The sequence below is a fragment of the Winslowiella sp. 2C04 genome (assembly GCF_050037805.1).
Classification (GTDB): domain Bacteria; phylum Pseudomonadota; class Gammaproteobacteria; order Enterobacterales; family Enterobacteriaceae; genus Erwinia; species Erwinia toletana_A.
In genome coordinates this window covers 1,445,734-1,465,673 of sequence record NZ_CP188300.1, presented here as the reverse complement: position 1 = coordinate 1,465,673, position 19,940 = coordinate 1,445,734, and the positions used below count along the sequence as shown (strand labels likewise).

The window sequence follows — 19,940 nt, the reverse complement described above, 5'->3', positions numbered from 1 at the left end:
GCCGTATCGACAGTGGCTGTACCTTTCCATCATCTGTCAGGCCTCAGGGGTCTGGGAAGGTGCTTCAGCAGCAATCTCTTCCGCTTCCGGCTGCGGCGCTGGCAGGTTCATCAGTTTGGCGAGGATACTGGCCAGTTTCAGACGCATTTCCGGACGGCGAACGATCATATCAATCGCACCTTTCTCGATCAGGAATTCACTGCGCTGGAAACCCGGCGGCAGTTTTTCACGTACCGTCTGCTCAATAACACGCGGACCGGCAAAACCGATCAGAGCTTTTGGCTCGGCGATGTTCAGATCGCCCAGCATTGCAAAGCTGGCGGAAACACCACCCATAGTTGGGTCAGTCAGCACCGAAATATACGGCAGACCGCGTTCCTGCATTTTCGCCAGCGCTGCGCTGGTTTTCGCCATCTGCATCAGCGACTGCAATGCTTCCTGCATACGCGCACCGCCACTGGCCGAGAAACAGATCATCGGGCAGTTATCTTCCAGCGCCTGCTCGACCGCACGGACAAAACGCGCGCCGACCACGGAACCCATTGAGCCGCCCATAAAGGAGAACTCAAACGCCGCAGCAACAACCGGTGCGCCATGCAGCGTACCTTTCATCACGATCAGTGCGTCTTTCTCGCCGGTATCTTTCTGTGCAGCTACCAGACGATCTTTATATTTTTTTGAATCCCGGAACTTGAGCAGATCTTTTGGCTCCAGTTCGCTACCCAGTTCAACCAGCGAGCCTTCGTCTAACAGGCTGTGCAGGCGGTCACGTCCATGCATACGCATGTGGTGATCGCATTTCGGGCAGACTTCCAGATTGCGTTCCAGCTCGGCGCGGTAGAGAACCTGACCACAGCTATCACACTTTGTCCAAACCCCTTCAGGAATACTAGCCTTGCGCGAAGGGGTGATGGTGCTCTTGTTGAGAATTCGTTCAATCCAGCTCATTGATGACCTTTCTGTTTGAACCTGGTGAAACCAGTTTTCTTGTTGCTGCTGAAAGCGACTTCAGCAGGCCGTAAATGTCGCTCATTAAACCATAACCTTCCGGCGCTGTGGATAGAAATCTGGTCCGTCCGGCTGGGTTATGGCGTTTTTAGCCTTCGAAATGGCTATTGTTTCTGCTGTCGCGCGGCGCGGCGATGGCGCCACACCTCAATTACACCCGGCAGAATTGATACCACAATAATTGCTACGATCAGCAATTTGAGGTTCTCCTGCACTATCGGTAAGTCACCAAACAGATAGCCAGCATAGGAGAATAGCAGCACCCAAATCAGCGCGCCGCTGACGTTATAAAACGCAAAGTGACGGTAAGACATATGGCCCATACCGGCCACAAAAGGCGCGAATGTGCGGACAATAGGCACGAAACGCGCCAAAATAATGGTTTTACCGCCGTGACGCTCATAAAACGCATGGGTTTTATCGAGATAGCTGCGACGGAAAATTTTGGAGTTCGGATTACTGAATAATCGTTCTCCAAACAGCCTTCCGATAGTGTAATTCACCGCATCACCCAGAATCGCTGCAATCACCAGCAGAGTCACCATCAGGTGAACATTAAGATCGTTACCTGGCAGTGCGGCCAGCGCGCCAGCAACGAACAGCAGTGAATCGCCAGGCAGGAACGGCGTGACCACTAATCCGGTTTCGCAGAACAGGATCAAAAACAGAATGGCGTAAATCCAGATGCCATACTGCGCCACCAACTCCGCCAGGTGAACATCAATATGCAGAATAAAATCGATGACAAAACGAATAAGATCCATAGTTCTCTCTCAAAATCCTTCGGCCCGGTATTAATCCTCGAGGAACAACGGTCCCATCGGTGGACGTGGTAATGCAAAATGCTGCGGATAATCGACCGCCACCAGATACAGCCCTTCAGCTTTCGCTGTGGCTGCCGCCAGAGTACGATCTTTCGCCGCCAGCAATTCGGCCATCCAGCCTTCATGCTGATTGCCGCAGCCTATTTCCATCAGGCTACCGACAATATTACGCACCATATGATGAACAAAAGCGTTCGCTTTGATATCCACCACAATATAGCTGCCGTGACGACTGACATTCAGATGCATCACGTTACGCCATGGCGTACGTGACTGACACTGCACGGCGCGAAACGAGGTAAAGTCGTTTTCACCAATCAGACACTGCCCGGCACGCTGCATTTTTTCCGCATCCAGCGGATGGTAAAAATGGGTGACGCCGCCGCCTAAAATCGCCGGACGCAGCCGTTGATTATAAATAACATAACGATAACGCCGTGCGGTGGCGCTGAAGCGGGCATGAAACTCATCCGGCACTTGCTTCACCCAACGCACCGCGATATCAGCCGGCAGATTGGCGTTAGCGCCCAGCGTCCAGGCGGCGTCTTTGCGCTGCGAAGTGGTTTCGAAATGCACCACCTGGCCGGTGCCGTGCACGCCAGCATCGGTTCGTCCGGCGCAAAACACATTTACCGGCTGGTTGGCCACTTTTGACAGCGCCTGCTCCAGCCGCGCCTGAACGCTGCGCACTTCCTGCTGACGCTGCCAGCCGTAATAACGGCTGCCATCATATTCCACACCGAGCGCCAGCTTAATGGTGCTGGCTTCGGCTGGTAACGCCCCCTCAGACATCAGTACAGATACTCCTGCACCAGTTTCTCAGCGGTTTTAACTGCCATCAGAGCACCACCGAAGCGGATGTTATCAGCTACCGACCAGAACTGCAGCAGCTCAGGCACGCCATAATCATTACGCAGGCAACCTACGCTGAGCTGGACATTGCCGGAGGCATCACCCACCTGCGTCGGATAGTCATCTTCCTCAGACAGCAGAATATCATCGGCACGCGCCAGTTCATCACGCGCTTCTTCCGCTGACAGCGGACGCAAACCTTCAACATGCACGATTTGCGCATTGCCGTAAAACACCGGAGACTGCACGCAGCTGACGGCAATCGGTAAGCCTTCATCCTGCAGTACTTTACGCACCTGATCGACCAACCGACGCTCCTGCGCCACGCTGCCTTCGCTGTCAGCCAGCAATGGCAACATATTAAATGCCAGCTGGCGGCCAAAATAGTGCTCTTCCGCCGGAATGCCGTTCAGTAACCGCGCGCTTTCACCAGCCAGTGAGTCCACTGCGGCTTTGCCGTATGAAGAGGCAGACAGCAGATTAGTCACCTGCAGACGGCTAAGGCCAGCCTGCTCTACCAGCGGTTTAATCGCACACAGTAGCTGGCTGGTCAGACTGTCAGCCACGCTAATGATATTGCGATTGCGGTAATCGGCCAGTACCTGTGGATTGACATCTGCCACCACTAACGGCACATCGGGCTCCAGAGCAAACAGATCGCTGCTGTCGATCACCAGGCAACCAGCACTGGCAGCCTCTTCGGCATAACGTGCTGAAGCCTCACGACCCGCGACGAAAAACGCCAGCTGCGCCTGTGACCAGTCGAAATCGCTGGCATCTTTAACTATCTGTGTCTTGCCCTCGAAGCGCATGTTTTCACCGGCACTGCGTTCGCTGGCCAGCAAATATAACTCACCAACCGGGAACTGGCGTTCCGCCAGTAATTCCAGTAAAGCGTTCCCTACTGCGCCTGTCGCGCCCAAAAGCGCAATATTCCAGCCGTCAGACATGTTGGTTTACTCCAGAAAATGACTCAAAAATCGACGGCGGTGATGACACCGCCATAACGAACAGTACAAATTTTGACAGCGGCAACGCTTTCTATCCGCGAAGCTGCTGATAAACGGCATTAAAGCCCAGCTTATTCAGTAATTCGGCAGCTTCGGCGTTATCGCACTGCACGTGCAATGACGACCATTCGCGTCGCTCCTGATAATTCTTGCGCAGGCGATCAAATTCACCGGCGATGGCGGCAACATGACGCAGCGGGGCGTCATCGCGGCGCACATCATACACCAGATGCACTAAACGTTTCAGCGTTGGCTGATCTAACGGACCGTGCAGCGTAATTCGGCCAAATTCCGGTGCCGGCAGCAGAGTGTCCAGCGCCACCTGCTGGGCCTGACCAATAAACTGTGTCCAGGCTTCAAACACCTGAGTCGTGCCACGCGCTTTGCCTTCGAGGGTATAACCGGCGATATGGGCGGTGCCGATGTCCACTTTATCCAGCAGCGGCAGTGACAGTTCCGGTTCCGGCTCCCAGACATCCAGCACCACGCTGAGATCGTCGCGCTGGTTCAGCACCTCGAGCAGTGCAGCATTGTCCACCACCGCACCGCGACAGGCGTTAATCAGAATGCTGTTGGATTTCAGCGCCCGCAGCAGCGCCGCATCGGCAAGGTGCAGGGTTTTATATGCACCGTCTTTAAACAACGGCGTATGGAAAGTGAGGATATCAGCCTCGGCGACCAGTTTTTCCAGCGGATGAAACTCGCCTTCATCACCGCGATCGGCACGCGGCGGATCGCACAGCAGCGTGCGGATCCCCAGCGCTTCCAGCCGCGCCTGCAGGCGAGCGCCGACGTTACCGACACCGACAATACCCACGGTGCGATCGGTTAACTGAAAGCCATCACGCTCCGCCAGCAGCAGCAGCGCAGAAAACACATATTCCACTACCGCAATCGCGTTGCAGCCAGGCGCTGCTGAAAAGCCGATACCCTGCGCCGCAAGAAAATCTTCATCAATATGGTCGGTGCCTGCGGTGGCGGTGCCAACAAATTTCACCGGCTTGCCGTTTAGCAATTCGGCATTCACTTTGGTTACTGAACGCACCATCAAACCATCGGCATCACTCAGTTGCGCTTCGGGAATCGGACGTCCCGGCACCGCCACCACATCGCCGGTACGGCTGAACAGTTCGCGGGCATAGGGCATATTTTCATCAACGAGGATTTTCACAGATCGTTTCCTGCATCAGCACAGTGAGGGCCAACATTCTGCCATAATGTCGCCCTGCGGTGTAGCATTGTGGCGTACCGTTATCCCGCCCGCTGTCGATAGCGCTCCGGCGTCATACCGCTCTGCTGCTGAAACATCACAATCAGCGCTGAAGCGGAACTGTAGCCCACATCCAGCGCCACATTTTGCACCGACATCCCCTGCTCCAGCTTCGAAATGGCGTGCAGAAAGCGTAAGCGCTGCCGCCATTCGCTGAACGACATCCCGAGCAGCGCCTGGCAACGGCGCGACAGCGTGCGCTCGGTGGTGTAGACCCGCTGCGCCCACTGCGCCAGCGTGGTGTTATCGGCCGGATTGTGCTCCAGCGCCTGCAGAATCGGCGTCAGGTATTTATCCTGCGAACTGGGCAAATAGCTCTCCTGCTCCTGCGCTGTTGACAGCTGATCGAGCAGCACTTCGCACAGGCGAATATCCGCCGGCCGTTCCGCCACCAGCAGCTGACGCTCCGCGCAGTCATCAATAATCGCTTTAACAATTGGCCCGACTTTCAGCAGGCAGGCTTTGTCTGGCAGGCCGTGACACAGGCTGGCGGCAATATTAAAGGTACGGAAATTGGCCTGTTTATTGTTGTAACTGGCGTGCAGTTTCCCCGGTGGAATCCAGATGGGAAATTCGGCTGGCGTCAGCAAGCGCTGGCCTTCGACATTCATCTCCAGCACGTTGCATTTAACGAAAATCACCTGCCCCCAGCTGTGCGCATGCGGCAGATATTCAGTGCGTGCGTTGGCCTGTTCGTAGCGAAAGAAAAAGCGCGCATCTCTGGCATGTTCAGGCGCATGATAAGTCAGCTGCTGAGTCATTCTGTCCGGTCCACGATTAATTTTGTCTGATTTTAACTATCTCAATGAAAACCGACAAGCGTACACTGCTGCGATAATTGAATGACTGAGACACGCTATGAATTTCCTGTTTCCCCTGTTCGCGGTATTGATCTGGTCGATCAATGCCATCGTCAGCAAGTTGTCAGCCGACGCCATCGATCCGGCGGCGATTTCGTTTTATCGCTGGCTACTGGCGCTGATCGCGTTGACGCCATTTGTGTTGCCGGGGGCCTGGCGCAACCGTCGACAGATAGCCGCACAGTGGTGGAAACTATTAATTCTTGGCTTGCTGGGCATGGTGCTGTATCAGAGCCTCGCCTACTATGCTGCGCACAGCGTGACAGCGCTGTTTATGGGGATTCTTAATGCGTTGATCCCGCTGCTGACGGTGCTGATTAGCCTGGTGGTGCTGCGACTGGCCCCGACCCTCGGCATTCTGCTGGGCAGTATTTTGTCGTTTGCTGGCCTGGTGTGGCTGGTCAGCCAGGGCAATCCACAGCAGTTGCTGATGCATGGGCTGGGCAAAGGCGAACTGATGATGTTTGCCGCTTCTACTTCCTATGCGCTTTACGGCGTGCTGACCAAACGCTGGGCGATTCCGCTGCCCAACTGGCAGAGCCTGTATGTACAGATAGTGTTTGGCGTGCTGCTGCTGACGCCAGGCTTCCTGGCCGCGCCTGAGGTGTCACTGAATCTCCACAATATTCCGCTGGTGCTGTTCGCCGGAATTCCGGCTTCGATCATCGCGCCATTCCTGTGGATCCAGGGAGTCCAGCGTATGGGCGCCAATACCGCCACCATCTTTATGAACCTCGCACCGATCTTTACCGCCATTATCGCCGTGCTGTTTCTCCATGAGTCGCTGCACAGTTATCACTTTATTGGCGGCGGCGTTACTCTGTTCGGCGTATTGCTGGCGCAGCGCCTGCGCACGCCATTAACCCGCAGAAAACCGCTGGTTACCCCGCCCGCCTGACCAGCGGCAGGCAGTTAAACCGGATACGCACCAGCAGCCCGCCCAGTGACGGGCTGCGGAGCAGTTCAGCATCGGTGTAATGCCATGCGGTAATATCTTTAACCAGCGCCAGCCCGAGTCCGGCACCGGACTGGCCGCCGGTACTCTCCAGCCGCTGAAATGGCAACATCGCCTGTTGCCGCTCTGATTCCGCAATACCTGGCCCACTGTCCTCGATTTCCAGCAGGCCATTGCGCAGTCGTGCGGTTACCACGCCCCCCTGCGGACTGTATTTAATGGCGTTATCCAATAAATTGGCGCACAGCTCTGCCAGCAGTAGCGAATCACCCATTACGTCGCAGTGCTCATCGCCCTCATAGCCTAAGTCGATGCTTTTACTTCTTGCCTGCGAGTAGCGTGTCAGACAAGCCTCGCGCACCCGTTCGGCCAGATCAACGCGCTGAAAGGCGTTCTCATCGCCGTGCCGCCCTTTGATACGCGACAACTGTAATAAGCGATCGGTCAGCCGAATAGTGTCATCCAGCGTGCTGCGCATCCCCTGCAAACTCTCCTGCCAGATTTCCGGCCGTGGGCTGCTTAACGCCAGCGATACCTGGGTTTTCAGAATGGTCAGCGGCGTGCGCAGCTGGTGTGATACATCGCCGCTGAATCGTTCCTGACGCGCCAGAAGATCGCGCAGTCGCGCCAGATAGCGATTAAATGCGGCAATCAGCGGCTGCATTTCCGACCACGGCATCACCGACGGTAGCGGCGACAGTTCGCCCGGCTCACGACGCGACATAATCCGTGATAAGCGGCGCAGCGGACGCAGCACCTTTCGTAGCATCAGCCCCACCAGTAGCAAAGTAATCAGCACCAGCGCGCCCTGACTCCAGATGGCGGTACGCAGCAGCCCGGCGGCAAACTGCTGGCGTGAAGTCAACGTTTCCGCCACCAGAATCAGCGCCATACCGCCAACCCCCTCTTCGCTGACCGGCTGCCACAGCGCGGCAATACGAATCGGCGCCTGGTGATATTCGGCGTCATAGAAGTAAACCAGCGCCGGATAGTGAGTGGACATCCGAACATCCGGCGGAATAGCGGGCAGATCGTCATAGCCGGACAGCGTTTTACCGGCCGGTGAAATCACCTGATAGAACAGCTGATCCTGCATATTGCGCTCGAAGCTGTCGAGCACCACCCAGGGAACATCCACTTCCAGATGACCATCCCGCACTGCCAGCCGCTCTGCCACGGTGCGCGCCGAAGCCAGCAGTGAGCGGTCATAGGCCTGCGTTGCCGCCTGCGAGGCGCTTTTATAGTGGGTATACACAGATAAGCCCCACAGCAGTAACAGCGGGAGCCCCAGCCACAGCAGCAGTTCGCCGCGTAATGAATGAATCAGGCGCACGGCTGGCACTCCAGGCTGTAGCCAAGCCCACGCAGCGTGACGATGGATACATTGCTACCGGAGAGTTTTTTTCGCACCCGGTGCACATACAGCTCAATACTTTCCGGGCTGGCTTCATCAGCAAGGGTAAAAGTTTGTTCATACAGCTGCTGACGCGAAACCGGCCGGCCACGGCGCTGCATTAGCGTCGTCAGCACGCTCGATTCACGCGGCGTCAGCGCCAGCGGTTTTTCCTGCAACACAAAGAAACCTTCGTCATGCAAAACCAGCTCACCAAACACTTGCGCTGACTCATGATGGCCCTGGCTGCGACGCAGCAGCGCACGGATGCGCGCCTCAAGCTCTTCCAGCTCAAAAGGTTTGGTCAGATAGTCATCCGCTCCCTGATTCAGCCCCCGCACCCGATCCGCCAGTTCCACCCGGGCGGTCAGCAACAGTACCGGCAGGCTCTGCCCGCGCTTACGCATACGCGCTAACAACTCCAGCCCATTAAGGCGCGGCAATGAAACATCCAACACCACCAGCGCATATTGCTCGGTTTGCAGTAGCTGATCGGCTGCCAGACCATCAGCGACCCAGTCGACGGCAAACCCCGCATGGGTCAGCGCCTTTCGCAACCAGCATGCCAGCTCCGCCGTATCTTCAACCAGTAAGAGACGCATATCACATCCTGTTGTTTTTTTCCGTCCGATGAAAGGTAAATGAAAGGTTAATGTTTTAACAATTCAGCAACCCCGAAAACTCGGTAAGGTTCACACTCTGGAAGAATTAATTGGAGCAGCTGATGAAAACAATGATCCGCACCGCGTTAGCCAGTACCGTGCTCTGTCTGACAACCCAGGCAAGTTTTGCGGCAGAACCCCCTTCCCGCACCGAATGTATTGCCCCGGCCAAACCCGGCGGAGGCTTTGATTTGACCTGCAAACTGCTGCAGATCTCTTTGCAGCAAACCGGGCTGGTCGACTCGCCGATGCGCGTCACCTACATGCCTGGCGGCGTCGGCGCGGTGGCATACAACGCGATTATCGCTCAACGTCCGGCAGAGTTTGGCACGCTGGTCGCCTTCTCCGGCGGTTCACTGCTGAATCTGTCGCAGGGCAAGTTTGGCCGCTATTCGGTAGATGACGTGAAGTGGCTGGCGGCGGTCGGTACTGATTACGGCATGATTGCGGTTCGCGCCGACTCGCCGTACCAAACGCTTAACGAACTGATGGCGGCGATGAAAAAAGATGCCAACTCGGTGGTAGTAGGGGCAGGCGCATCGATTGGCAGCCAGGACTGGATGAAAACCGCATTACTGGCGCGTGAAGCCGGAATCGATCCGCGCAAAATGCGCTATGTCGCGTTTGAAGGCGGCGGTGAAGCGGTTACCGCGCTGCTGGGCAACCATATTCAGGTGGTATCCGGCGATATGAGTGAAATGGTGCCACATCTGGAAGGCGGCAAAATGCGCGTACTGGCGGTGATGTCAGATAAACGCCTGCCGGAACCCCTGCAAGCAGTTCCGACCGCTAAAGAACAAGGGTTTGATATTGAGTGGCCGATTATTCGCGGCTTTTATCTCGGCCCAAAAGTCAGCGACGCCGAATATCAGTGGTGGGAAACCGCGTTTAAAAAGATGACCGCCAGCGACGAGTTCAAACATCAGCGCGATCTGCGAGGCCTGTTTGAATTCAACTTGACCGGCAACGCGCTCGACAGCTACGTCAAACAGCAGGTGGCCGATTACCGTGAAAAGGCCAAATCCTTTGGCCTGGCAAAATAAACGGAGGCGATGATGAGCGATCGTATTTTTGCGGCGATCTGGCTGTTGCTGTGTATTGCCGGCCTGTTTATCGGCTGGGGCATCCACAGCGAATACAGCTACGAACCGGTCGGTCCGCGCCCGTTTCCGGTCATTCTTCTTAGCCTGATGGCAATTTGTGCGGTGATGCTGTTGATACGTAAACCGGACCTGATTAGCTGGCCCACAAAATCGGTGCTCGGGCGGCTGCTGGCGCTGATGGTGATGATGCTGCTGTATGGCTGGCTGTTTGAAACGCTCGGTTTTCCACTCAGTACCGCGCTGCTGACCTTCGGTCTCGGCATGCTGTTCGGTGCCGTCTGGTGGGCAGCCGCGCTTTCCGGCGTGGTGATGGGTGGCGTGCTGTTTTACGCCTTTGATCGTCTGCTGGACGTCACGTTACCGCTCGGCAGCTGGCTGAGCTAAAGGAACAATCATGGAAACCTGGTCGTTTTTAATGCAGGGTTTTTCTGTCGCTATGACGCCGGAAAACCTGTTAATCGCGCTGATTGGCTGCTTTATCGGCACCATTGTTGGCTTACTGCCCGGTCTGGGGCCAATTAATGGCGTCGCTATTCTGATGCCGCTGGCCTTTGCACTGCATCTGCCGGCCGAATCGGCGCTGATCCTGCTGGCTACAGTGTATATTGGCTGCGAATATGGTGGGCGCATCTCCTCGATTCTGCTGAATGTGCCGGGGGATGCCGGTGCGATCATGACCGCGCTGGATGGCTATCCGATGGCGCAAAAAGGTCAGGCCGGCGTCGCGCTGTCGATTTCGGCGGTCAGCTCATTTGTCGGTTCGACCATTTCGATTGTCGGCATCATTCTGTTCGCTCCCCTGCTCGCCAACTGGTCGCTGGCATTTGGCCCGGCCGAGTTTTTTGCCCTGATGGTGTTTGCCATCGCCTGTCTGGGCAGCATGATGAGCCATAATCCGCTTAAATCGATACTCGCCGCGCTTATCGGCCTGGCGATGGCAACCGTCGGCGTAGATTCCAACTCCGGCGTTTATCGCTTTACCTTTGATAGCGTACATCTCTCTGACGGTATTCAGTTTGTGGTGGTGGTAATCGGCCTGTTCTCCGTCAGTGAGATCCTGCTGATGCTGGAATCCACCAGCAGCGGACAAAAAATGGTGCGCGCCAGCGGACGCATGCTGTTCAATATGAAGGAAGCATCACAGTGCGTGGGAGCCACGCTGCGCTCTTCGCTGCTCGGCTTTTTTGTCGGCGTGCTGCCCGGTGCCGGTGCCACTATCGCCAGCGCCATCGCCTATATGAGTGAGAAAAAAATCAGCGGTGGTGATACCTTCGGTAAGGGTGATATTCGTGGTGTTGCCGCGCCGGAAGCGGCCAATAATGCCTCGGCCTGTGGCTCGTTTATTCCGATGCTGACGCTGGGGATCCCCGGTTCCGGCACCACGGCGGTAATGGTCGGCGCGCTGACGCTGTACAACATCACGCCGGGCCCGGCGATGTTTACCGAACAGCCGGATATCGTCTGGGGGCTGATTGCCGCGCTGTTAATCGGTAACGTAATGCTGCTGATTATGAATATCCCAATGATTAATCTGTTCGCTCGTATGCTGACCATTCCGCTGTGGTTTCTGGTTCCGGCGATTGCCGCGATTTCTGCGGTCGGCGTATATGCGGTGCACAGCACCACCTTCGACCTGCTGCTGATGGTTGGACTGGGTATCTTCGGCTATATTCTGCGCAAAATGGATTTTCCGATGTCGCCGCTGATTCTTGGCTTTGTGCTCGGAGAAATGCTTGAGCAAAATTTACGTCGGGCACTGTCAATCAGTAACGGTAATCTGCCGATTCTCTGGGAAAGCGCCATCAGTAAGGTGCTGTTAATTCTGGCAATCACTGTTTTGCTGCTGCCACCACTCTGGAAGTACTGGCGTCGTAAGCGTGCCGCGCTGGCAACCGAGTAACTTCTCCACTCCTTCCTCCCCCACCGGGGGAAGGAGTTAATTGAGTTCACCACTACCGATTCCCCGGCGGGATTGTTATCATAGCGGATTACCCTGTTTCTTTTCCGGCGCGCCCCGGAACTTGACCTGTTTTGGAAAGGATTACGCCATGCAACCTCTCAGTGGCCCAGGTGCGCCGCTTTCCGGCGATCGCGCAGCGATAACCACCTCCCCAGGTCAGCAACCTCCGGCCAGTGGCGGCGATCAACCGCTTTCCCCTGCCCAGCGCACCACGCTGGAACGCCTGATTGTGCGCATTATGTCGCTCAGTACGCTAAAAACGGTGGAGCTGTGGGCCGGACTGCGTCATGAAGTCGGGGTAAAAAGCGATGCCGAGTTGCGCTCACAGCACTTCCCGGCTGCGGAACAGTTTCTGAATGCTCGTCTGGCACAGGTGCAAAACAGCCACGCCACGCGTCAGCTGATGCAACAACTGACTGACCTGCTGCCGCAGGGCAATAATCGTCAGGCCGTCAGTGACTTTATTCGCCAACAGTTTGGCCATACGGTGTTAAGCTCACTGTCGCAGGATCAGCTGCGCCAGGTACTGACCATGTTGCAAAACGGTCAGTTGGCCATTCCACAGCCGCAGCGCAGTATGATCACCGATCGTACACTGTTACCGGCCGAGCATCATACGCTTAATCAGCAGATCGCCCGACTGGCTGCGGCAACCGACGAGCAGCCGGTAAAACTCTGGGCGTCACTGTTGCAGCTGGTAAATCTGAAAAGTGGCGATCCGATTCCGTCCCGCCACTTTCCGCTGCTGACGCAGTATTTGCAGGTACGTCAGACTCTTAGCCAGCTAAACGCCCCAACCTTACCGATGCTTATCGCCGCGCTGAAGCAGCCACCGGATCGTGACGAGCAGCAAATGCTGGAACATTACAGCCAGCAGCGCTTCCATGCGACGCCGATGTCGGTGCTGACCGCCGCGCAGGCTCAGGATCTGCTTAATCTGCTGTTTGCGCGCCGCGCTGAGAAAAATGCGGAGCTGCCGCTGGCCGACAGCGAAATCAATCCAAAACCGCTCTATCACTCCCAGACAGCATCAACGCCATCGCTGCTGCAACCACTGGCTAACCGCCCGGCAATGACAGCTTTTGCCGTGGTGATATTGTTGATCATACTGCTGTGGATTCTGCTCTGATTGAACGTTGTTATCGGGCAATCTGGCTGAGTGTTGGTTGCCCTTAACCTAAGCATCAATCCTTTTCTGCTTTAGTCAGCCTGAGTACCAGGCCTGTAACAACGATAAAAATAATTAGAGTAATAATGATATATATCAAACGCTCTGACCAAAACTCAAAATGAAAAAGCCAGTAAAAACAGAGCAATGACGTTATTAACCCTAATAAATAAATCATAAAATTTAGTGACCAGCAGAAAAAATGCCAGAGTAATTTCTTAACCTTCCAAATTGGTAATTTCATCATCAATCATTTCCATGAGTTGATTAAAGTTTGCCTCACTTTGCGTATTCCATATTTTAATCGCCTCGACAAAAGATTGAATTAAAGGTTCGATTAAAAAGTACAGCAGATCAAGATCGCCATTAAATCTCATTGCACGATAAACCCGTGGAGCTGTTTTACGCAGATAAAATGATCGATAAATAGAGCGTTCAGCAATACCAGCAAAAAGAAATAGTGAGGGAGCTAACGTTTTGGCTACACTGATCCATACTCCATTTTTATAGAATATATAATTCATTGTTATCTGCGATATCGCAGCTGATGTGAGAAAACGTCCGCCGACCAAACCCAGCGTTCCACCGTAAAGTCGTTGCTGCATTGACGCCGGCATATATTCGGCAAACTCATCGATAATAATCTGTACCGCTTTTATCACCTTTTGCTGATGAAATAATCCTCGCTTTACAGCAAACGCTAAGCGAATTTTTTCATCCTGACGTATGTTTCTGGTCTCAGTATCAATAAATCCATAAGCCAGATAGCTTAGGTCCACAGGTACTGAGACCATTCCCTGCGTCAGGCCGACCATCGTTTCTGGCGAAACCAGCATGCTGGCAATCCGTCTTGCAATATCCGTATAACTGTCCATCTGGTATCCTTACCAAGAGAAATTAATCAATCCGTGATTTATATAACCTTTGATTTAATGAAATGGCAAACTAAAAATAATAACAAATAGGATTAAACGTTAATGATTTAATTAACAGCCGCAGTCAGAAAGTATTGCCGTTAATGGCCAGCTTCCCGGTTCGTTACCTTTTACCAGCGGATGATTGTCGCGCTGCCAAAAATCCAGTCCGCCAATCAGCTCTTTAACCTGAAATCCAGCACAGGCCAGTTTCCACGCGCCCTTGGTTGAGCCATTACAACCGATGCCGTCGCAGTAGGTTACATAAACTTTACTGCGATCGAGTTGCGCGGTGCTTTCAGGCGTCATGGTGCGATGAGGAAAACTGATAGCGCCACAGATATGACCGAGACGATAAGCTTCTGCCGAACGAGTATCAATGACGACAATCGCTTCGACTCCCCGTGACAGATCCTCAGCCAGATCCCAGGCATCGGCATACCAGGCTAATTTTTTGCTCAGCCATTCGGCGCTCTCTGATGCCTTTGGTGGTGGGAAAGCCAATACTGATGATGCGTGCATACTTTTCTCCTGTGGTTATTTCATTCGATAATACGATAAATCGGCCTTACACTTGATACCCATATTGAGTCATCGATAAGACCGATTTTATGGCAATTATTACCGCGCCGCTGCTGGTCCTGTTAGCCTCGCAGCAGGCAGAAACGCGCCGCGAACGTTTAAGCGCTACGCTGCGACAGGCCATTGCTCTGGGCACGCTGCAAAAGGGCCAGCGTTTACCCTCTTCACGCCTGATGGCAAAAGATCTTGGCCTGTCGCGAGTGACGGTGGAAGCGGCTTACAGCCAGCTGGAAAGTGAAGGCTATCTGATAAGAAAAGTCGGCCAGGGAACCTTTGTAGCGATTACGATGATCGCTGATGAAAAGCCAGCTCCTTTACGCTCCGCTACGCTGGCATTATCACAACGTGGGCAACAAATTGTCGCCACCGGGGGTTGTCAGGATCCACCCTACCCCTATGCCTTCGCGGCTGGTTCGCCAGAATTGCGCGCTTTTCCGCATGCAGTCTGGCGTCGCATCACCGCCAGCCAGCAGCGCCAGCGCGGAGAACAGCTGATGCGCTATGGTGATCCTCAGGGCTATCTGCCGTTACGTCAGGCAGTGGCGCGTTATCTTGGGCAGTCACGCGGCGTGCGCTGCGATGCCGGACAAGTGATGATCATCAGCAGTTCACAGCAGGCTTTGCAGATGATCTCGTTACTGTTACTGGACATTAACGATACGGTATGGCTGGAAGATCCTTGTTATGCCGGGGCTCGTAACGCATTTATCACCGCAGGCGCGCGGCTTTCACCGTTAGCTCTCGATTATCAGGGCGCACAGTTGGGGTCAGGGACGCCTAAACTGGTTTACCTCACGCCATCGCATCAGTATCCGACCGGTATTACCATGAATCTGGAGCGGCGTCTGCAGTGGCTGAACTTTGCTGCAGCCAGTCAGAGCTGGTTGATTGAGGATGATTACGATAGCGAATTTCATTATGACGGGATGCCAATGCCCGCTATGCAGGGACTGGATAAAGCTGGACGCGTAATCTATCTCGGCACCTTTTCAAAAGTGCTGTTTCCCTCACTGCGTCTGGCTTATATGGTGGTGCCGCCCGCGCTGATTGAACCGCTGTGCCGTTTGCGCAGCGTTATAGATGGCCACAGCGCACAGCTGCCACAGGCAATTACCGCCGACTTTATGGATAACGGCCATTTTGCCGCACACTTACGTCTAATGCGTCAGCTGTATCACAGCCGTCGCGATCTGTTACTTGAGCAGCTGGCGCTAAAACTCGGCGATCGTCTGTTACCTGCAGACAGCCACGGCGGCCTGCAACTTACGGTCAGGCTAACCAGCGGTGATGCACAGCAATTGAGTATGCAGGCGGCATCGCGTGGCTTACTGTTACCTACTTTGGCACCGCTCTGTAACGAACAGTGTGCGCCGCAGCAAGGATGGATTCTTGGATTCTCCGCGCTGGAACGCGCGGAGATTATTCAGGCGGTAGATAAACTGGCACAGCTAAATTACTGATCCCGCAAACAACAGCGTGACCAAAATACCGCTTGCGGCAGCCACCAAATCGGCGATAAATACTGCACCATAACCCCGGCAGCGTTCGCCAGCAAATCAGCTAACGGGCCTTATCGTAAGCAATATCCTGAAACGCCGAATAGCCACCCAGCGCGGTGCCGCGTATCGGTGGCGGCACCCGCTTGATCACTTCATCCCTAATGCCGGGAAGCCGCAGCTGGCCAGCGCTGGTGTCGGCTGTTCTGATTATCAACGGCGGCAGAACTGGCCATCTGTTACCACTCCCCTCGCAATATCACAGCCATCGTGATGAAATTATTATTTCAAAGAAAATTGTGTGGCAACTCAATCCCATCACTCAGCATATCGACATGAATTAGGGTAGCAATAATTTGGGGTAGGTTTCTGGCGGGAGTTGGCGCTTAATGGACGGATAATAATAAGGGGAGCCATTTTCGGCTCCCCATCTGACGGCAGGCAGAGTGTCAACCTCTGCTAAGGACGGCGAAAACACCGCCCCTGCTGGTTATTACTGGTATTTACGCATCACCAGCGTGGCGTTGGTACCACCAAAACCGAAGCTGTTGGACATTACCGTCGTCAGTTGCTGCTCGGTCGGTTTGGTCACGATATTCAGACCTTCAGCCGCCGGGTCCAGCTCATCAATGTTGATGCTTGGTGCGATAAAGCCATTTTCCAGCATCAGCAGTGAGTAGATAGCTTCCTGAACGCCTGCCGCACCCAAAGAGTGACCAGTCATTGCTTTGGTTGCCGACATTGCTGGCGCGTTATCACCGAATACCGCGCGGATTGCACCCAGTTCTTTCACATCACCTACCGGCGTGGAAGTCCCGTGAGTGTTCAGGTAGTCAACTGGGGTGTCGACACCTTCCATCGCCATACGCATGCAGCGTGCTGCGCCTTCACCGGATGGAGCCACCATATCAGCACCATCAGAAGTTGCGCCGTAGCCAACGATTTCAGCATAGATATGCGCACCACGTGCCAGCGCATGCTCCAGCTCCTCAACGACCACCATACCGCCGCCGCCGGCGATGACAAAGCCGTCGCGGCCTGCATCATAGGTACGTGAAGCTTTTTCTGGTGACTCGTTATTCTTGGTAGAGAGCGCGCCCATCGCGTCAAACTCACAGGACATTTCCCAGCACAGCTCTTCGCCGCCGCCAGCAAATACGATATCCTGTTTGCCCAGCTGGATCTGCTCAACCGCATTACCGATACAGTGTGCCGAAGTGGCACAGGCTGAACTGATAGAGTAGTTCACACCGTGGATTTTAAACGGTGTTGCCAGGCAAGCAGAGACGCCCGATGCCATCGCTTTGGTGACCATATAAGGGCCAACGCCGCGCAAACCTTTGGCACGCATACCATCAACGCTGGCTGCCTGGTAGTAAGGGGAACCGCCGCCGGAACCGGCAACCAGACCCACACGTGGGTTGTTCTGGTATTGCTCAACGGTCAGACCGGAATCTTTAACCGCTTCCAGCATGGAGATATAAGCGTAGATCGATGCATCACTCATAAAGCGCAGCACTTTGCGGTCAATGAGGCTGGAGATTTCGTCTTTAGACAGCTTAACGTTACCCCAGACGTGACTACGCATACCGGAATCTTTCAGCTCTTGCGAGAAGGTAATGCCCGAACGGCCCTCACGCAGAGAAGCCAGGACTTCCTCCTGGTTGTTACCAATGCTAGAAACGATCCCTAAGCCAGTAATCACTGCACGTTTCATTCAAATACCTCTTCCACTTCAAATTAGGATACGACGAGCACTTTAGCTTACACTTGTACGCCGAACAAGTCCGATCAGCTTTTAACTTTTGTAAATTTGCGTCATGTGAGCGACATCGCTAAAATCGCGCCACTGCCTGATTAACGAGCCATTGTCGTGAAATTATCCCCGATTGAACATGCTGAATTGTCCTGGAATGAACAGGGTACACCTGTGTCGCGAACCTTTGACGATGTCTATTTTTCCAATCAGAACGGGCTGGAAGAGACGCGCTACGTGTTTCTTGAGGGCAATAATTTACCCGCACGCTTTACCGAACATCCGCGCGAATTATTTATTACCGCCGAAACCGGCTTCGGAACCGGGCTTAATTTTCTGACGCTATGGCAGGCGTTTGACGGCTTTCATCGCCAGCATCCCGAAGCGACGTTGCAGCGCATGCATTTTATCAGCGTCGAAAAATTTCCATTAAAAGCCGCTGATTTAGCCGAGGCGCACGCCCACTGGCCGGAACTGGCGCCATGGTCAGAACAGCTGCGCGCCCAGTGGCCACTGGCGCTGCCCGGTTGCCATCGTCTGCTGCTCGACGGCGGACGCATCACGCTCGATCTGTGGTTCGGTGATATTAACCAACTCATTTATAATTTTGATGACAGTCTTAATCGGCAGGTAGATGCATGGTTCCTCGATGGTTTCGCCCCGTCGAAGAATCCGGAGATGTGGACGCCGGAACTGTTCACCGCCATGGCCCGTCTGGCGCGTCCGGGTGGCAGTTTTGCCACCTTTACCGCAGCCGGCTTTGTGCGCCGTGGCCTGCTGGAGGCGGGATTTGCCGCTACGCGCCGTAAAGGATTTGGTCAGAAACGCGAAATGCTGGTCGGCACGCTGAATGAGGCTGGCGCTATCCCTGCCAGCACGCCGTGGTACGCCCGTCCGGCCGCACAGGGTGAGGATATCGCCATTATCGGTGGTGGCGTCGCCAGTGCGCTGTTGGCGCTGGCGCTGTTGCGTCGTAATAAGCGCGTCACTCTCTACTGTGCCGACGAAGCACCGGCGTTGGGCGCATCCGGTAATCGTCAGGGGGCGCTCTATCCATTACTTAATCATCACGATGAGGCGCTGAAGCAGTTTTTCCCGACGGCCTTCACCTTTGCCCGCCGCCTGTATGACCAGCTGCCGCAGTCGTTTGAACATCACTGGTGCGGCGTCACGCAGCTCGGCTGGGATGAAAAAAGCTGCGAAAAAATTGCCCAAATGGGCGAGATGGGATTACCCCCTCAGCTGGCGCAGATTGTTGACAGTGAACAGGTTGCCGCACTGGCGGAGGTAGAAACTGGCTGCGGCGGCATCACCTACCCACTCGGCGGCTGGTTATCTCCGGCAGAACTGACGGCAATGCTCTTTGACCTCGCCGAAAAACAGGGGTTACGCATTCACTGGCTGCACCGACTGGATACGCTCGACGCGCTGCAACCTGGCTGGCAGCTTAATTTTGCCAATGGCCACTCGGTTACGCATCAGAACGTGGTGCTGGCGACCGGTCATACGCTGGCAACGCTGGCGCAAAGCAGCAAACTGCCGGTCTATGCTGTGGCCGGACAGGTCAGCCATGTTCCTTCACGCGGTGGACTCAGCGCATTAAAACAAGTGCTGTGCTATGACGGCTATCTGACGCCGCGCAGTCCGCAATTTGGCACCCACTGTATCGGTGCCAGTTATCGTCGCGGGGAAGTTACGGCCGATTATCGCGACAGCGATCAACAGGAAAATCGCGCGCGCCTGCTGCGCTGTCTGCCTGACACTGACTGGCCAGAAGATGTCGACGTCAGCGCCGGGGAAGCGCGCTGCGGCGTACGCTGCGCCAGCCGCGACCATCTGCCAATGGTCGGCGCACTGCCGGATTATCAGCAAACGCTGGCACAGTATGGCGATCTGCGAGACCGGCTGGCAAACGGAGAAACGCTGCCATCCTCGCCGCTCTGGCCGCAGCTTTTTGCGTTGGGTGCGCTTGGTTCACGTGGTTTATGCAGTGCGCCGCTGGCGGCAGAGATTCTGGCGGCACAGCTGTGCGACGAGCCGATTCCGCTGGATGCCACCACGCTGGCAGCGCTCAATCCGAATCGTTACTGGATAAGAAAATTATTGAAGGGTAAAGCAGTGTTATAA

General features: G+C 54.8%; 18 protein-coding genes and 1 pseudogene. 7 read left to right on the top strand and 12 right to left on the bottom strand.

Translation table 11 applies throughout. The features are described 5' to 3' along the window. Positions 1 to 36 precede the first annotated feature (36 nt). From accD to ACP3TC_RS06390, 6 genes are all read right to left on the bottom strand, one after another. Positions 37 to 948, bottom strand: coding sequence for an acetyl-CoA carboxylase, carboxyltransferase subunit beta (accD, locus tag ACP3TC_RS06415; RefSeq protein ID WP_313852926.1), 912 nt, complete (start codon positions 946 to 948; stop codon positions 37 to 39). Between the two features lie 164 nt (positions 949 to 1,112). Next, positions 1,113 to 1,772 carry a DedA family protein gene (locus ACP3TC_RS06410; RefSeq protein ID WP_313852928.1) on the bottom strand — a complete coding sequence of 220 codons (660 nt, stop codon included), beginning with the start codon at positions 1,770 to 1,772 and terminating at the stop codon, positions 1,113 to 1,115. 30 nt (positions 1,773 to 1,802) lie between these two features. Continuing rightward, complete coding sequence (truA, locus tag ACP3TC_RS06405) at positions 1,803 to 2,624, bottom strand: tRNA pseudouridine(38-40) synthase TruA (protein WP_313852930.1); 822 nt, start codon at positions 2,622 to 2,624, stop codon at positions 1,803 to 1,805. Next, positions 2,624 to 3,634, bottom strand: a complete 1,011-nt coding sequence (locus tag ACP3TC_RS06400; RefSeq protein WP_313852931.1) for an aspartate-semialdehyde dehydrogenase — start codon at positions 3,632 to 3,634, stop codon at positions 2,624 to 2,626. The genes truA and ACP3TC_RS06400 overlap by 1 nt, the downstream gene beginning before the upstream one ends. A 91-nt stretch (positions 3,635 to 3,725) precedes the next feature. Then, on the bottom strand, positions 3,726 to 4,865 hold the full coding sequence (gene pdxB / locus ACP3TC_RS06395; RefSeq protein ID WP_426817804.1) for a 4-phosphoerythronate dehydrogenase PdxB: 1,140 nt from the start codon (positions 4,863 to 4,865) through the stop codon (positions 3,726 to 3,728). Between the two features lie 80 nt (positions 4,866 to 4,945). After that, positions 4,946 to 5,725, bottom strand: coding sequence for an AraC family transcriptional regulator (locus tag ACP3TC_RS06390; RefSeq protein WP_313852932.1), 780 nt, complete (start codon positions 5,723 to 5,725; stop codon positions 4,946 to 4,948). A gap of 97 nt (positions 5,726 to 5,822) precedes the next feature. Between ACP3TC_RS06390 and ACP3TC_RS06385 the strand changes: the two genes are divergently transcribed. Then, complete coding sequence (locus tag ACP3TC_RS06385; RefSeq protein ID WP_426817803.1) at positions 5,823 to 6,722, top strand: DMT family transporter; 900 nt, start codon at positions 5,823 to 5,825, stop codon at positions 6,720 to 6,722. Here the strand turns inward: ACP3TC_RS06385 and ACP3TC_RS06380 are convergent. Continuing rightward, complete coding sequence (locus ACP3TC_RS06380) at positions 6,706 to 8,112, bottom strand: sensor histidine kinase (RefSeq protein WP_313852934.1); 1,407 nt, start codon at positions 8,110 to 8,112, stop codon at positions 6,706 to 6,708. The genes ACP3TC_RS06385 and ACP3TC_RS06380 overlap by 17 nt on opposite strands. Beyond that, positions 8,103 to 8,774, bottom strand: coding sequence for a transcriptional regulator TctD (gene tctD, locus ACP3TC_RS06375; protein ID WP_313852935.1), 672 nt, complete (start codon positions 8,772 to 8,774; stop codon positions 8,103 to 8,105). The genes ACP3TC_RS06380 and tctD overlap by 10 nt, the downstream gene beginning before the upstream one ends. 131 nt (positions 8,775 to 8,905) lie before the next feature. Here tctD and ACP3TC_RS06370 point away from each other — a divergent pair, with 131 nt between their 5' ends. The 4 genes from ACP3TC_RS06370 (at position 8,906) to flk (ending at position 13,026) form a co-directional block, all read left to right on the top strand. Further along, the gene (locus tag ACP3TC_RS06370) at positions 8,906 to 9,877 is read left to right on the top strand and encodes a Bug family tripartite tricarboxylate transporter substrate binding protein (RefSeq protein WP_426818246.1); all 972 of its coding nucleotides are present in this window, start codon (positions 8,906 to 8,908) and stop codon (positions 9,875 to 9,877) included. Between the two features lie 12 nt (positions 9,878 to 9,889). Beyond that, on the top strand, positions 9,890 to 10,321 hold the full coding sequence (locus tag ACP3TC_RS06365; RefSeq protein WP_426818245.1) for a tripartite tricarboxylate transporter TctB family protein: 432 nt from the start codon (positions 9,890 to 9,892) through the stop codon (positions 10,319 to 10,321). Between the two features lie 10 nt (positions 10,322 to 10,331). Next, positions 10,332 to 11,837 (top strand): tripartite tricarboxylate transporter permease, encoded by a 1,506-nt coding sequence (locus ACP3TC_RS06360; protein WP_313852938.1) that lies wholly within the window; start codon positions 10,332 to 10,334, stop codon positions 11,835 to 11,837. Positions 11,838 to 11,985: 148 nt separating this feature from the next. Continuing rightward, on the top strand, positions 11,986 to 13,026 hold the full coding sequence (gene flk / locus ACP3TC_RS06355; protein ID WP_313852939.1) for a flagella biosynthesis regulator Flk: 1,041 nt from the start codon (positions 11,986 to 11,988) through the stop codon (positions 13,024 to 13,026). A gap of 257 nt (positions 13,027 to 13,283) precedes the next feature. Here flk and ACP3TC_RS06350 read toward each other — a convergent pair whose 3' ends face one another. Continuing rightward, the gene (locus ACP3TC_RS06350) at positions 13,284 to 13,940 is read right to left on the bottom strand and encodes a hypothetical protein (RefSeq protein WP_426817802.1); all 657 of its coding nucleotides are present in this window, start codon (positions 13,938 to 13,940) and stop codon (positions 13,284 to 13,286) included. Between the two features lie 111 nt (positions 13,941 to 14,051). Then, positions 14,052 to 14,501, bottom strand: coding sequence for a rhodanese-like domain-containing protein (locus ACP3TC_RS06345; RefSeq protein WP_426817801.1), 450 nt, complete (start codon positions 14,499 to 14,501; stop codon positions 14,052 to 14,054). A gap of 89 nt (positions 14,502 to 14,590) precedes the next feature. Here ACP3TC_RS06345 and ACP3TC_RS06340 point away from each other — a divergent pair, with 89 nt between their 5' ends. Continuing rightward, entirely contained in the window at positions 14,591 to 16,021 is a 1,431-nt protein-coding gene (locus tag ACP3TC_RS06340) for a PLP-dependent aminotransferase family protein (RefSeq protein WP_426817800.1), read from the top strand. Here ACP3TC_RS06340 and ACP3TC_RS06335 read toward each other — a convergent pair. Together ACP3TC_RS06335 and fabB are read right to left on the bottom strand one after the other, a co-directional pair. Beyond that, a pseudogene (locus tag ACP3TC_RS06335) lies at positions 16,010 to 16,249 on the bottom strand (arabinose transporter); the annotation flags it as partial. The gene ACP3TC_RS06340 and the pseudogene ACP3TC_RS06335 overlap by 12 nt on opposite strands. A 301-nt stretch (positions 16,250 to 16,550) precedes the next feature. Further along, positions 16,551 to 17,774: a beta-ketoacyl-ACP synthase I gene (fabB, locus tag ACP3TC_RS06330; RefSeq protein ID WP_313852944.1), complete on the bottom strand. Its 1,224-nt coding sequence runs from the start codon at positions 17,772 to 17,774 to the stop codon at positions 16,551 to 16,553. Positions 17,775 to 17,930: 156 nt separating this feature from the next. On the opposite strand from fabB, the gene mnmC reads away from it, so the two are divergent. Continuing rightward, a complete protein-coding gene (gene mnmC, locus ACP3TC_RS06325) occupies positions 17,931 to 19,940 on the top strand; it encodes a bifunctional tRNA (5-methylaminomethyl-2-thiouridine)(34)-methyltransferase MnmD/FAD-dependent 5-carboxymethylaminomethyl-2-thiouridine(34) oxidoreductase MnmC (RefSeq protein WP_426817799.1) in 2,010 nt (669 codons plus the stop codon).